We start from the raw sequence: 14,803 nt of genomic DNA, 5'->3' as shown, positions 1-14,803 counted from the left end.
TTGGGACATCCTTCCAGCTCGCTCGCCCCGAGCAAGCCAACTCAGATGTCACCTATTCGTGCAGCCGATAATCGAGTACAGCCTCGACGAGTTCGGGCTCGCTAGCACTGAGTTGGCCGAAGGGGTCTTGGCCCACGTCCACAAGCGATCCCGGATTGTGGGCGGCGGCGACTTTGCGGGCAACGGCAAGTGCCCGAGGAACGCCGCTGAGCCCAATCGCAGGCACAACGGCGACCGAACCGTCGCCAGAAGCGTCCGCTAGGAGCTCGGCCCGCGGTCCTTGACCATTCCGTTCGTGCGCTAGGCCATGGACGTCATCCTTGTGCACCGTCACGAACGCGTGAAAACCGTTGGTCCGCAGACGCCCACGAATGACCGTTGCGGTTTCGCGCGGATCGCTGAGACCCGCTACGACGAACGTCGAGTATTGGCAGTCGATGCGCAGGGTGGTGTGCGCGGCGAACGCTGCAAGCGCGTCGGGCTGGCGCTCCGTGGTTGCCACAAATCGCTTGAACAGTTCACGGTCGCGCCGGTCCAGGCGCTGCGCCTGCCTGGCCTCGACGACGCGGTAGGCCTCGACAACATCGGCCGTGTTCGTCTCAAGGGCTTCCCAGAGAAGCGTGTGCTGCTCAAGGACGGCCAGCCTCTCCGCGTTCTCGAGATCGCGCACCTCATGGGTGATCGCGTCCCACAGCAACCGTAGGTCGATCCGGAAGGCGTGGAGAAGGCTGGCGAGCGGGAGTCCTTGCTCCGCGCGGCGGAGTCCGGTCTCGTACGCCGCCGTGCTTAGCTCTGCAGGGACGTCGAGTTCGGCCAAGCGGTACAACGTGAGCGACAACGTTCGGCGCGTCTGGCGGGCCACGTCTGCGAGCGTGACGTGAGCGTCGCCGTAGCTTGGCTCCTCGCCGCTGATGCGGTCGGCCGACGCTTCAACGAGTTCTTCGACGCCCTGTCGCAAGAGGTTACGGGCAACTTGCCGGATTCCCTGAGTCGCCTCCGCGGATGTGCTCATTCGTCGCACTCCCCCACCAATGTAGCTTAATTGTGCACCATGCATGGCGACGGGCGGAATCATCCCGGTGATTGCCTAACTTCCGGGGGCCGCGGTGATGCGGTCAGATCTGCTAAGTGAAGACAACAGCCTGGAGAACCGCCGGAAAGGCGACCTCGGGTCTTGTGCCGTTCGATTCCAGGCCCCAATCGACTGGAGGCCAAGGGCGACGCACGCACAACTCTTAGATTCGATTGGCCACCACCAGTGATGTGGAGGTGCATAGGTTGAGGAACCGATTCGATGTCACTGAGGACCGGTGAGAAATGAGCGTCGTGCTACCCGGGGCGACCAACTCGAAAATCGGGGCGCTGGGGGAGGAGACCGCCGCGACGTTGCGCACCGAGTGCGCGTGGCGACGCCAGCGCTCGGCCTGCGGATGAAGAGTCCCATTAGAATACGACGAAACCCGTTGTGCACCAACGCTACTGCACGATACTTACGCGGTCGGCGATATCGCTCGTTGCCCCAAGCGCAGTCAGCCCCGAATTGGCCGGCTAATCGTTGTTCTCGGCGTTCCGGGCGGTGGCCATGTCGGTCACCGTGGCGAATATTCGCGAAACGAGATATTCCACGTCGGCACGCCACCGTTCGTGTTGACGAGCCCGGTCGCCGCCCCCTTGTCTGGCCGCATAGATCAGATTTGTGTCGTGGAGCTGCCGCACGTGAGCGGCGAGCTGTATGCCGAGCAGCTTTTCGGATGCGCCGTCAGAAGCCAGTGCGTTGCACCCTTCAATGAGTGCTGCCAGCCGCGCGGGACCTAGGACTGGGACGGGATCACTGTCGGCGGCGTAATCGTCGGTCGGACATCAATCGTCGATCACACGGTGCCTGCGGGTGAGGGCTTCCTCAAGGAAGGGCATGCGGTGGCTGCCGTAGACACTGTCAGGCGGCAGCGTTCACCTCACGGCCATCTGCGCGGGACTCGTGGCCGAAGCGCTAACCCGTGTCGCGAGGATGGGTGCGCAGCAGGCTATTTGATGGGGGTACCGGCATCCACGGCAGTGGTGAAGTCGGTGATGACGCGCGACACCAGCCCCGGGTCGTCGAACATGGGCACATGTCCGACGCCGGGGATGGTGGAGAGCCGCGCGTGCGGCACCAATTCCGGGAAGCGTCGTCCGTAGGGATCCCATGGGATGAGGGCGTCCAGCTCGGACCACGCGATGTGCACGGGGCAGGCGATCTGTCCGAGTACTGCTTCGGTCGACAGAAACGACCGCATCAGGTCGTGATAGATGCTGCAGCTCAGATTGTCGCGAACGAATGCGACGAGGTCGGTGACGGGAAGGCGCTCACTTCGGGCCATGGCGCCGTTGAAGAGCGTCCGCCGAATCGGACGGAACTTGAAGGCGGTTTCGGCGAACGGCTCCATGGCCGAGAAGACTCTCCGTGCCGCAACGAGTTTGATCCTCAGTGCACGAAGGTGTGCACCCGAGGGTGGCCAACCCAGGGCTGGGGACAGGGCTGTAACCGAGAGTGCGCGCCCACGCACGGCGAGTTCGAGCGCCAGCCACCCGCCCAGTGAATTGCCAACCAGATGCGCTTCGCCGATCCCGTGCTGATCGAGGTGGCGTTCTAGCTCATCGGCCACGGCGGTGACGGTTACCGGCGAACCCGCCGGGAAGCCGGGGCCGTCGGCGTGGCCAGCCAGCCGGGCGACGTGGACCCGATGGTGACGCTCGACCCCGTGGACTATCGGCATCCAGTGGCGCCAGCTCCCGCTGAATCCATGGATGCAGACCAGTGGCGAAGCGTCGGTTGCTGCCGGATGCATCGCAATCCCCCCGGGCGGACATAGTTGACACATAGTCAAAATCTATGCACACTCTGTCACAAAGCAGGATGAGTCACAACTAGAGACGGGCAAGCTCTTGAAGCTGCCAGGTCGATTCGTTGGACTCCTCGTCGAGAAGTAGGAGTGCCCGTGACCGACCGTCGAACATCCGAGGCCGGTGTCGATCGCGCGGAATCGTATGCGCGAGGCCCTCAGTCACCGCCGCTGCTGGAGTCGACGATCGGCGCCAATCTGGCCGCCACCACTGCCTCGTACGGCGGCAACGACGCCCTGGTCGACGTTGCCTCCGGCCGGCGTTGGACCTACACCGAGTTCCGCTCGTCGGTTCGGCGGCTTGCCGCCGGTCTGCTAGCCGCGGGAATCCGCACTGGCGATCGAGTCGGCATCTGGGCGCCCAACGTTCCCGAATGGACGATTACGCAGTACGCGACCGCCGAGATCGGCGCCATCCTGGTCACCATCAACCCGGCCTACCGGGCCCACGAACTCGAACACGTTCTCAATCAGGCCGGTGTGCGCATGGTGATCAGCGCGGCATCCTTCAAGACCTCGGATTACGTCGCCATGCTCAACGAGGTGCGGCCTCGGTGTGAACACCTCGAAGACGTCGTCGTCATCGGTGAAGCACGATGGAACGTCCTCGTCGCCAGCACGATCGACGACGTGGCCCTGGACGCTGCCGCAGCAGCGCTGTCGAACACAGACCCGATCAACATCCAGTACACCTCGGGAACGACGGGAGCGCCCAAGGGGGCCAGCCTGACTCACCGGAACATCCTCAACAACGGCTACCTGGTCGGTGAACTCCTTGGCTACACCGGTGCCGATCGGGTCTGCATACCGGTGCCGTTCTATCACTGCTTCGGCATGGTGATGGGCAATCTCGCGGCCACCAGTCATGGCGCGACGATGGTCATTCCCAGCCCCGGATTCGAACCGGCCGCAGTACTCAATGCCGTTGCTGAGCAACGTTGCACGTCGCTTTACGGAGTGCCCACGATGTTCATTGCCGAACTCGCCGCCGCCACCTTCGACGAGGCCGATCTGAGCAGCCTGCGCACCGGCATCATGGCCGGATCTCCTTGTCCCGCCGAGGTCATGCGTCAGGTGATCGATCGGATGCACATGGGCGAGATCGCGATCTGCTACGGCATGACCGAGACCTCGCCGGTGTCCACCCAAACCCGCGCCGACGATTCGCTGACCCAGCGCACAACCACCGTCGGACCCGTCGGCCCCCACCTCGAGGTCAAGGTCGTCGATCCCGACACGGGGGCGACGGTGCCCCGCGGTGTCAACGGGGAGCTTTGCACGCGTGGCTATTCCGTGATGGCCGGATACTGGAACCAACCCGATGAGACCGCCGAGGTAATCGACTCCGACGGCTGGATGCACACCGGAGACATCGGTGTGATGGACGCCGACGGGTACGTCGCGATCACCGGCCGTATCAAGGACATGGTGATTCGAGGTGGGGAGAACGTGTACCCGCGTGAGATCGAGGAGTTCCTCTACACCCACCCCGACATCCTGGACGCCCAGGTGATCGGAGTTCCCGACGAGCGCTACGGCGAGGAACTCATGGCCTGGGTTCGCCTCCGCCCCGGAGTCGCAACGCTGTCGGAGCAAGACATACGCACGTACTGCACCGGAGCCCTCGCCCACTACAAGATTCCACGCTACGTCCGCATCGTCGAGGACTTCCCCATGACCGTCACCGGGAAGATACGCAAGGTGGACATGCGTGAACAGTCACGAATCATATTGGCCAAGAACACTTCTCAATGAATACGAACGCACTGATCCGTCCGTCCGCCGCCACGGCCGCTACGAAGGGGAACACCACCACATGAAGGCACTGCAGTTCATCGGATCCGGCAAGCCGCTGACTCTGGTCGACCTCCCGGAGCCAACCCCAGGCCCGGGCTGGGTCGTCGTCGACGTGCACGCCGCCGGGCTCTGTCACTCGGACCTGCACATCCTGCATGGCCCCGGGGCGGACTGGGTCGCGAAGCAGCCGATCGTCCTCGGCCACGAGGTCGCCGGCACCGTGGCGGCACTTGGTGAAGGTGTGACAGGGTTCGAGATCGGCGATCGCGTCGGAATCGCCTGCATCGCCCACCCACTCGAAGCCGGACTGGCCTACGCGCCAGGCCTCGCCGTCGACGGCGGGTACGCCGAGCGGACGCTCGCCCACGCCTCGACACTCGTCCCAATTCCCGGCAACGTGTCCTTCGCCCAAGCCGCGATCGCCACCGACTCCGTCGCGACCTCCTATCACGCCGTCCGCACCACCGCGGGCGTGCAGAGGGGCCAGACGGTGGGCATCATCGGGTTGGGCGGACTTGGCCTCAACGGTGTTCGAGTCGCCCATCTTCAAGGTGCCACGGTCTACGGAGTAGACGTCAACCCCTCGACATTCCCCACCGCAAGACAGATGGGCGCGAAGGAATGCTTCTCCTCGATCGCCGACCTACAGGCCCTTCAGCCCGACGTCATCATCGACTTCGCCGGCGCCGGCTCCACCACCGCAGCTGCCGTCGAGGCGGTCCGGGCCGGTGGACGCGTGGTCGTGATCGGACTAGAGGCCGGGACCGCCGAGATCAACATCACGCACATGGTGTTGATGTCGGTCCAGCTTCATGGCTCCCTGGGGGCCAGCAAGCAAGACCTCGTCGAGGTCTACGACCTCATCTCCTCCGGAGACCTGCAACCTGCCATCGAAGAGGTCGCCTTCGACGACGTCCCCGCCGCCCTGGACCGACTGCACCGCGGGGAAGTCACCGGCCGGTTGGTTGCCAACCCGCACCACTGACCCCTGCCCGCCCCAATCACACACTGCCCCCGGATGAAAGAACACCAATGACCTTCACCTTGCCCGTGTCCGGAATACCCGTCGACGTCGACTTCGACCCCGCGCAGATTCGTGAGCGCTACGCGGAGGAACGTGCCAAGCGGATGCGCGAGGAGAACCTGACCCAATTCCAAGGATTGTCCGACGTCCGTGAACTCGACGGCCCCGCCGACCCGTACACCGACGTCACGGCTCGTGACCCGCTGACCGTGGACGTCGAGGTGGCCGTCCTCGGCGGCGGTTTCGGCGGTCTGCTGGCCGGGGCATACCTGACTCGGGAGGGCATCACCGACTTCCGCATCGTCGAACAGGGCGGTGACTTCGGTGGAACCTGGTACTGGAATCGCTATCCCGGGGTGCAGTGCGACGTCGAGTCATACATCTACATGCCACTTCTGGAGGAGACGGGATACATCCCCACCAAGCGTTATGCAGACGGGGCAGAGATCTTCGAGCATGCCCGACGCATCGGCAGGCACTTCGACCTGTACCGCGCAGCGCTGTTCCACACTGCGGTCACCGACGTCAGCTGGCGGCAGGATCTCGAGCGATGGGAGGTGCGAACCGACCGCGGCGACACCCTGCGCGCCCGCTTCGTCGTCCGCGCCAACGGGCCGTTGAACAAACCGCAACTGCCAAAGGTCAACGGAATCGGAGACTTTCAAGGCACCATCTTCCACACCAGCCGGTGGGACTACGACTACACCGGCGGTGGGCCCGACGGAAACCTCGAAGGGCTCCGGGACAAGCGGGTCGCCATCGTCGGTACCGGTGCCACCGCAATCCAGGCCATCCCGTTCGTCGCTGCAGATGCCAAGCAGCTCTTCGTGATTCAGCGCACCCCCAGCAACGTTGGCGCGCGCGACAACAGGCCGACCGACCCAGAGTGGGCATCCAGCCTGAAGCCCGGCTGGCAAGAGGAGCGCCATCGCAACTTCTTGGCGCACTGCAACGGTGAGCGGCCCGAGCAGAATCTCGTCGACGACGTCTGGACCCGGGTGTTCGTCGACATGCCCGGCCAGCACCTCGTCGAGGCGCCGGTGGACACGCTGGAACTTCACGACCAGATCGTGCTCACCGAGGCCGCCGACATGACGATGATGCAGGAGATCCACCGGCGTATCGACTCGGTCGTGTCCGACCCAACCACTGCCGAGGCCCTCAAACCCTGGTACGGATTCGTCTGCAAGAGGCCGTGCTGCAACGACGGCTACCTCGAAGCGTTCAACAATCCGTCGGTGACGTTGGTGTCCGCACCCGCCGGCGTCGACGCCATCACCCCGACCGGGCTGATCGCCAACGGCACGCACTACGAGCTCGACTGCATCATCTTCGCCACCGGCTTCGAAACCGGAAGCGTGTCATCGGATCGATACGGTTACGACATCGTGGGACGCGACGGACTGTCGCTGCGCGAGCACTTCGCCGACGGAGCCAAGACCCTGCACGGCTTCTTTACCCGCGGATTCCCCAACTTCGTAGAACTGGGGTTGAGCCAGAACGCCTACGTCGTGAACTTCACCTACATGCTCGATCGAAAGGCCCGCCACGCCGCACGCTTGATCGCCCACGCCGCCCGGCACGACGTCGGAGCCATCGAGCCCACCCAGGCCGCCCAGGACGAGTGGGTTGAAGCCACTCGCAACTCCGGCTTGGCGCGCCAGTTCTACCTCGCGGGCTGTACGCCGGGCTACTACAACGGCCAGGGCGACATCGGAAAGGCCTTCTTCAACGACGTCTACACGGGCAGCGAGAACGACTTCTGGGACATGATCGAAAACTGGTGGCACGAGAAGACATTCGAGGGTTTGACGCTGACCGACCGGCAAGTGAACCACGTCCCGTAGCGGACCGCCCACCAGCTAGAATTTGCGCCATGTCAAGTAAGCCGAGCCGGGCCGGCAAAGGGGCCGCCGCGGTCGCCGGTGATCGCCGCGCCCCAAGCAAGGGCGAGCGGCAACGTCAGGTCATCTTGACGACACTGGCCGAGCTACTCGAGACACGCCCCATCGGCGAGCTCACCGTCAACGAGATCGCCTCGGCAGCAGGTGTTCTCCGGTCGGGCTACTACTTCTACTTCGATTCGAAGTTCGCCCCGCTGGCGGTATTGGCAGCCGACATCTGGTCGGAGTTCGAGGAACGCGCCATGTCCTTCGTCCGTTTCGACACCGAGACCGTCGAGCAGTACCTCGACCGTGTACAGGCGGCGACCGCCGAAGAATGGCGCACCCACTCGGCCGTCCTGATCGCCTCGGTCCAGGCCATCCCCGAAGACGAGCAGCTGGCCACAATGTGGCGCGCTCGCAATCAGCACTTGGCCGACGTGCTGACGGCACAGGTTCTCAAGGACCGCGAGCAAGGCTTGGCGTCCCCCGCCTCACCAGACGTACCAGGACTCGTGGCTGCCCTGCTCGAGATGACGATGCACATGCTGTACCAAGACCGGCTCGCGAAGTGCCCGCCGGAACAGACCGGGCAATCGATGTCTGCAGTGCGGGCCATCTGGCTGGCCTCCGTGTGGGGTCGGTCGCCGGCGACGATGAAATCGTGAGGCTTCAAGGCGGTCACGTGGCCGCTTGAACAGCCCCCGATTGATGTTCATCCTCTTTCGTGGGCAAGTAGTTCGCATCATGCCGAGGAAGTACGACGAAGATTGCAAGCCCCGGGCGCCGGTCAGCGGGTTGCGAGCATTTCTTGACCAGTACCCAGCGGGCGGCGGCCTCGGCGTCGAGGTGATCGGCCACCCGGCGTGGGCATGTGCGGATCGTGGTTGTGGGCGCGTCTCGCCGACGGGTATGCCTCGAGCTGCCAGTGCCGCCACGAGGATCGAGCTGTAGGAGCATGCGCCTTCGACGGTGGCAACGACAGTGCCAGTACACCGCGCGACCCAGGCCAACGCCCCGGTTAGTTCCTGCTGCTGACGCCGGGAAGGTCGCCGTGACGATCACGTCTCCTGATTTCGCGCGCAGCCCGCAGTAGGTGTGTGCTGCGCGTGGGTGTCCACTCCGACGACGTAGTCGCAGGGGTCGGCGATGGTTGGCATTGAAAAGCTCTCCCAGTTTGTTGTCGGCTACCTTTCTGGGGGCGCCGATGAATGCTGTTCGCGCAGAAGCACAGCTGTAACGGGTCGCACCATCAGTGATGGTGGTGGACAAGCTTCTGATCAAGCCATCCGTGCGGACGGTGTCGTCGCCGGTTCCTCCCGGGGACAGGTCAGTTTGAAGACTCCGCACTGATCGGGTCGGGTGTACCGGGGTCACACAAGCCGAACCAAGCGTCAACACTGCCAGTCGGCTTCAGGCCAGCCGCCACCGTTACAGGTGCACCCGCTGGTCGGTCACCTTGCCGGCGAAGGCGTGCTTGTCACGGTGACGTGCCCGGTGCTTCGGTTCTCCGCCCAAGCGTTCTGCAAGCGGTGCAAAGATCCTCTGATACAGCGCCATTGGGATGACCCACATCTAGTCAACGCCGCGCTGGAATCCACGCCGACGCCCCGGCTTTCGGGTGCCGATTCATCGCTGCCTAGCTCCCCGCACACGGATCGTCGCCGTGGGGAACACGGTGGCCCGACTCCTCCGCTCTCAAGAGCGCATTTGGTCGATCTTCGCCAAGCAGCGAGGACTGAACACAAGGTCCGGACCGCCGGTGCACGACGACCTCGTCGATAGGCGAGTTGCGCCTGGCGATCGTCACGTGGATCGCGCGGACTTGCCATCGAGGGTGCAGGCAGTACACCTTGGGTAGCTCAACCCGATAGAGACGAAACGCTCCACACCCGTAGCAACCGCGGTCTGATATTGACCTCCCGCGCGTCAACTGAACTTGGGGCAGTCCCGGGTGCCCATTGGTCGCCGTATGCGTTGAGGCAAGCGTTCCATCGAACGGAACCGCACTTAGACGCGTAGCTTGCCGGGGCCGATGATCGTCCTCGTTGAGGAGGTCTGAAATGACGACGACTACGGCGAAGACGGTGACCACCCGAAATGTGACCGTTGGAGACCATCAATTGCTGCTGAACGAGGCGGGAGATCCTTCCCGCCCGGCGGTGCTGTTCCTGCACGGGTCCGGGCCCGGAGCGACGGGCATGTCCAACTGGTCGGCTGTGCTGGGCGACCTGAGCGACGACTACTACTGCTTGGCGCCCGACGTCCTTGGGTTCGGTGACTCGACGCACCCGAATCCGCCGCCCCAGGGCTTGGCCGCATTCACGACTGCACGGGTCGACAGCCTCATCGCGTTGCTGGACGTGCTTGGCTTGGAACGTGTTACTCCCGTGGGTAATTCGATGGGAGGAATCTGGTCGCTGGAGCTTGCTCGACGGGTTCCCGATCGACTCGACAAAATCGTGCTCATGGGGTCGGGCGGCGCACCGATTCCTGCCGGTCCGTCGATTCCGGCGCTCGCCGGGTTCTACGAGAAGCCCAGCACCGAGGCGATGACTGCGCTGCTCGAGGCGTTCGTCTACGACCCCTCTCTGTTCGGAAGCGAGCTACGACAAGTGGCGGAACGCCGGATGGCCCACGTGTCACGGCCGGATGTGGCCCGATCCCACGTCGCCACGTTCGCCGGTCTCAATGCTTCCGACCCGTGGTCGCTGACGCCCGACGACGTCGCTGCGATCACCCATGACGTGCTGATCGTGCACGGCCGTGAAGACCGGTTCGTGACCTTCGACTCGGCGCTGTGGTTCTTCGAACACCTGGCCAATGCCCGGCTTTACGGGATCGGCAAGTGCGGGCACTGGACTCAGATCGAACAGCACCAGCGTTTCGTGACGGCAGTGCGCGAATTCCTGGCGGGCCAGCTCTAACGCCGGGGGAGGTCGAATCATGGCATCAATTCTTGGTCTAGGAATGACGCACTACCCGATGTTGCTGAGCCCCAACGCGCAGATGTCGATGCTCTTACGCGGCACGTTGTCCGATCCCGATATCCCGGCGGAACACAAGGATCCGGCGAATTGGCCGGAGCTCGGCCGCCGCGAGTGGTCCGATGACTTCGGGCTGGCGGCAGCCGCGGATCACCGTGCCGCACTCTTGGAGGCACTACGCATCTGTCGTCGTGAGCTCGACGAGTTCGAGCCTGATGTCGTGTTGGTCTGGGGTGACGACCAGTATGAGAATTTCCGCGAAGAGGTCGTTCCTCCATTTTGTGTTCTTGCCTACCCGGATACCCAGGTCGAACCATTCGGCGTACTACGACGCTTTGGGGCGCCGAACATCTGGAATCTGCCGGATGACACCACCTACACCATGCGAGGCGCACAAGCGGTCGCGAAGGGCGTCGTGTCCGACGTCCTCGCCGCCGGCTTCGACTGTGCATACTCCTATCAACCCCGTCAGGGCATTCACTTTCCGCATTCGTTTGCCAACACGCAGACCTTTCTGGACTACGAAAACGCCGGCCGCAAATTCCCGTATCCCATCCTGCCTATTGCGGTGAATTGCTACGGCGAACTCGTGATTGCCCGACGCGGTGGTATGGCGAAGTTTGCTGAGATCCTCCGTACGGAGGTGGTGGATCCGCCAGGACCGTCCCCGTTGCGCTGTTTTGAGCTCGGCCGCGCCATCGCGCAGTCGATCCAGAACACTGACCTGCGGGTGGCGATGATTGCCTCGTCCAGTTGGTCGCACGCCTTCCTCAACGACAAGGATTGGCACATCAGACCCGATATGGCGTCGGATCGTAGGCTGTACGCGGCTCTCACCGAGGGCGACCTCGACACCTGGAAGTCTGTGACTGGCAAGCAGATCGTCGAAGCTGGGCAGCACGAGATGCTCAACTGGTTCTGTCTCTTGGGAGCGATGGATGCGCTGGACATGAAGCTCACGTGGAGTGACTTCGTAGAGACCGAGATCTTCAATTCCAACAAGGCGTTCGCGGTCTACCATTGACACGCAGAGGCGATTTCGCCGAGCGGAATTGTCCGTGTGCAGTGGAACCCACCAGTGTCACCGGTCGCTCTGCATCGACGCGGTAAAACACTGCGCGGGCCTTCCCAGAGCGATCGGCAACATCACACGGGTGGTCCGGGGAGTCATCGTCGCGACAATCCACGGCCGCTCGATCTTTACCCGCGCCCGGGAAGCCCCGCTCCGCGTGGGTGACGCCTTGCGACCAGGAGACCTAGTAACCACCTGATGAACCGGAGGAAAGTATGAGGAACGCCAATCTCGCCGAAGAGCAACGTGACGTCGCCGAATTGGCGCGCGGCATCGGTATGGACGCGGTATGGCCATCAGCTCGGCAGGCTGACGAATCCGGTTTCATACCAACGCATTTGTGGCAGCAACTCTTCGATAGCGGGTTGACCGTTCCCGTGCCCGAAGAGCTAGGCGGCGTCGGCATCGGGGACGCCGCCACCTGGCTGGTAGCGGTCGAGAACCTAGCGTACGGCGACGCCGCGATTGCATCTGCAGCGATCGTCACCGGCCATGCAGCTTTGCTACTGGCTCGACACGGCGGCAGCGACCATGTAGCCGCGGTCCGGCGGCTCACCGGCGACGCCTCCGCGCGGGCTGCCGTGGCTCTCTACGAACCGCGCGGTCGGGGGGGAGCGGAGTTCACCACGTCCATCGACACCGACCCGGGTTCGATCCGAGTGTCAGGCCGCAAGGTCGGCGTCCCCTTCGCCTCGACGGCAGAGTACTTCGTCGTGATCGGTGTCGATTCCCACACCGGCGGTCTGCGGGCAGCCGTTGTGGACGCCAACGCCGAGGGTGTCGTCATCGAACCCTATGGCCCGACACTGGGTTTGAAAGCTGCAGCGTGGGGCACAGTGTCGTTCGACGTCACGCTGCCTTCTGATCGGGCCGTGGGCACAGCCGCTGACGCCGACGACATCTTGCTCTCGATCGGGATCATTCGACTATCAGCGGCAGCCACGGCGATCGGCCTTGCCGAGCGCGCGCTGAGCTATGCCGCACGATATGCCGACGAGCGGATTGCCTTCGGGCAACCCATCTCGACTTTTCAGGGCGTTTCCTTTCCGCTGGCAGAGGCTCGGATGCGGATAGACGCTTCCCGCTTGGAAATCGGCGAACTCGCCGTCGCGCTCGACACCGGCGATAGCGGTGGCGCCGCGGACCAGTCGTCATCGATCAGCCGTGCGGTCGCCTATGCCAGCGACGTCGCCAACCGCGCGACCCGGACGGCCGTCCAGACGCTCGGCGGCCACGGTTTCATCACCGATCACCCGGCAGAACTGTGGTACCGCGCCGCGGCAACGCTGTCGACACTCGACTCCGACCCGCTGATCACGACCTTCGAACCAGCCCTGTAGACAGAACGGAAAGCTATCGTGCCCATGCAGACAAGCCGCGAATTGCAAGACTATGCAACAGCATTGCGGGACTGGTCAGTCAAACAATGCCGACCCTACGCTCGCGAGGTCGACCGCAATCATGGCTTCCCAGAGGAGTGGCCGAAGATCTTGGAGGCCTCCACGGTCCCCTTGGGTCTGCCGGGACGTGAGCCTGTTCCGGACTTCGGTGACGGATACTGGGTGACCCGACTTGCCTACTACGAAGCGATCTCGTACGGAGACATGTGGGGTCTCTACGGAATCGCGAACGGAATCGGCCACCTAGTCGTCAAGAGCGTGGGCACCGAGGAACAGATTGAGCGCTGGTATGACCCGGTCGAACCCAATGGGTGGATCACCGGATTCGCCTTGACTGAACCGCATTTCGGATCCGACACGAGCCTGGTGGCCACCACTGCGGTGCGCGAGGGCGACGAATGGATTTTGAACGGCTCGAAGATCTACTGTTCGTACGGGTCGGTAGCAGATTACATCGTCGTGTTCGCGACCATCGACAAGTCAGCCGGCGGCAGGGGTATTCGCGCCTTCATCGTCGAGGGCGGAACACCTGGGCTGGTGGTAACCAAGGCGAACGAGGATAAACTCGGCCTTCGCGCGTGGCCTACGACCGCCCTTTCCCTGGACGATTGCCGCATCCCGGTAGACCACGCTTTGGGGTGGAAGGACGGCGAGCTTGCTCCGACGCTGCGCGGCCAGGCGTCTGCGCTGGCGACGCTGGCGCTGAACCGCCCTAACATCGCCGCCATGGCCATCGGCACGGCGCAAGCGGCGATTGACGTCACCGCTGAGATTCTCAACGACCAAGAAGCGGAATTCACCACGCAGCGGTGGGGGGCGGTCACCAAGGAGCTTGCGGCGATGAACGCGACTCTGGAGCGAGGCCGCCTAGTGGCCCGTAGTGCGCAGTCTCTGCTCGACTCCGGCGTCAACGACCGTACAGCCGCTGCCGCTGCCAAGGCGTACATACCTGAGAGCTGTGAGCGAATCGTGTTGCGATGCCTCCAATTACTCGGCCCGGAGGCGACTGGTGAGAGTCTCTTGTTGGAGAAGTGGTACCGCGATCTGAAGATCTTGGACATCTTCGAAGGATCTGGCGAGATACAGCGTTTGATCATCGCGCGTGCTCTCTCGGGTTCGGTCGCATCGTAGATACCGTCACCAAGATCAGGCCGATGATGACCGGCACCGTTTGCGCTCCCGCCGAAGGGATTACCCCGTGAATGAAAGCTGCGGTGTGGGGGCTCGAAACACCACAGCAAGGCCGCGAATGAAGGAGATTCAGTGATGGAACGCATTCTGGCTTGTTCCGTGGAGGACTTGGCCAAGGGCTGCTCCATGACGGTGTCGGGGGATCGGGCCATCGCTCTGCACCGCACTGACGATGGCGCCTTCCACGCGACGTCTGATACATGCACGCACGAGAAGTGGTCACTAGGCACGGACGGCGACCTCGAGGGCAACGAGATCATCTGTCCTTTGCACATGGCGCGCTTCAACGTAGCCACCGGCGAAGCGCTGTGCCTTCCGGCGACCGTCGCGCTTAAGTCCTATCCAGTCGAGATCGACGGCGACAGCGTCTATGTCGTGATTTGACCCGGCGAATCGGAGGGCCTAGATGTTCCTGAAACGTGGCGTCAGCATCGACGGTCGACGCTGAGTAGATCGATTCGTCACCGCCGCGTTGATTGCTAGACGGCGAAGTGCACCGCACGTCGTGCGCTATGGCGCTGGGACGGGCAAGCCGACGGCGCATGATGCTTGTTTCCGTCGGTCAAC

General features: G+C 63.4%; 11 protein-coding genes and 1 pseudogene. 10 read left to right on the top strand and 2 right to left on the bottom strand.

The genetic code is table 11. From position 1 onward, the window contains the following. Positions 1 to 52: 52 nt before the first annotated feature. A complete protein-coding gene (locus G154_RS16870) occupies positions 53 to 1,012 on the bottom strand; it encodes a hypothetical protein (protein WP_019509740.1) in 960 nt (319 codons plus the stop codon). Between the two features lie 1,012 nt (positions 1,013 to 2,024). Then, positions 2,025 to 2,828 (bottom strand): alpha/beta fold hydrolase, encoded by an 804-nt coding sequence (locus G154_RS16865; RefSeq protein ID WP_023985925.1) that lies wholly within the window; start codon positions 2,826 to 2,828, stop codon positions 2,025 to 2,027. 225 nt (positions 2,829 to 3,053) lie between these two features. Between G154_RS16865 and G154_RS16860 the strand changes: the two genes are divergently transcribed. The 10 genes and pseudogenes from G154_RS16860 (at position 3,054) to G154_RS16820 (ending at position 14,620) form a co-directional block, all read left to right on the top strand. Further along, positions 3,054 to 4,637: an AMP-binding protein gene (locus tag G154_RS16860; RefSeq protein WP_045546481.1), complete on the top strand. Its 1,584-nt coding sequence runs from the start codon at positions 3,054 to 3,056 to the stop codon at positions 4,635 to 4,637. 61 nt (positions 4,638 to 4,698) lie between these two features. Next, a complete protein-coding gene (locus G154_RS16855) occupies positions 4,699 to 5,664 on the top strand; it encodes a zinc-binding dehydrogenase (protein ID WP_019509745.1) in 966 nt (321 codons plus the stop codon). Between the two features lie 47 nt (positions 5,665 to 5,711). Next, positions 5,712 to 7,550 carry an NAD(P)/FAD-dependent oxidoreductase gene (locus G154_RS16850; RefSeq protein ID WP_019509746.1) on the top strand — a complete coding sequence of 613 codons (1,839 nt, stop codon included), beginning with the start codon at positions 5,712 to 5,714 and terminating at the stop codon, positions 7,548 to 7,550. A 29-nt stretch (positions 7,551 to 7,579) separates the two neighbouring features. Then, a complete protein-coding gene (locus G154_RS16845) occupies positions 7,580 to 8,254 on the top strand; it encodes a TetR/AcrR family transcriptional regulator (protein WP_019509747.1) in 675 nt (224 codons plus the stop codon). Positions 8,255 to 9,023: 769 nt separating this feature from the next. Continuing rightward, a pseudogene (locus G154_RS27150) lies at positions 9,024 to 9,381 on the top strand (IS3 family transposase); the annotation flags it as partial. Positions 9,382 to 9,649: 268 nt separating this feature from the next. Further along, positions 9,650 to 10,513, top strand: coding sequence for an alpha/beta fold hydrolase (locus G154_RS16840; RefSeq protein ID WP_019509749.1), 864 nt, complete (start codon positions 9,650 to 9,652; stop codon positions 10,511 to 10,513). A gap of 19 nt (positions 10,514 to 10,532) precedes the next feature. Further along, a complete protein-coding gene (locus G154_RS16835; RefSeq protein ID WP_023985923.1) occupies positions 10,533 to 11,597 on the top strand; it encodes an extradiol ring-cleavage dioxygenase class III protein subunit B in 1,065 nt (354 codons plus the stop codon). Positions 11,598 to 11,860: 263 nt separating this feature from the next. Further along, a complete protein-coding gene (locus G154_RS16830; protein WP_019509751.1) occupies positions 11,861 to 12,985 on the top strand; it encodes an acyl-CoA dehydrogenase family protein in 1,125 nt (374 codons plus the stop codon). A 24-nt stretch (positions 12,986 to 13,009) separates the two neighbouring features. Beyond that, complete coding sequence (locus G154_RS16825) at positions 13,010 to 14,176, top strand: acyl-CoA dehydrogenase family protein (protein ID WP_110807193.1); 1,167 nt, start codon at positions 13,010 to 13,012, stop codon at positions 14,174 to 14,176. Between the two features lie 135 nt (positions 14,177 to 14,311). Next, the gene (locus G154_RS16820; RefSeq protein ID WP_019509753.1) at positions 14,312 to 14,620 is read left to right on the top strand and encodes a non-heme iron oxygenase ferredoxin subunit; all 309 of its coding nucleotides are present in this window, start codon (positions 14,312 to 14,314) and stop codon (positions 14,618 to 14,620) included. Positions 14,621 to 14,803 lie beyond the last annotated feature (183 nt).

Source organism: Mycobacterium sp. VKM Ac-1816D, assembly GCF_000416385.1.
GTDB classification, from domain to species: domain Bacteria; phylum Actinomycetota; class Actinomycetes; order Mycobacteriales; family Mycobacteriaceae; genus Mycobacterium; species Mycobacterium neoaurum_A.
Note: the sequence above shows the minus strand (reverse complement) of the source record. Positions and strands in the feature narration are given on the sequence as shown.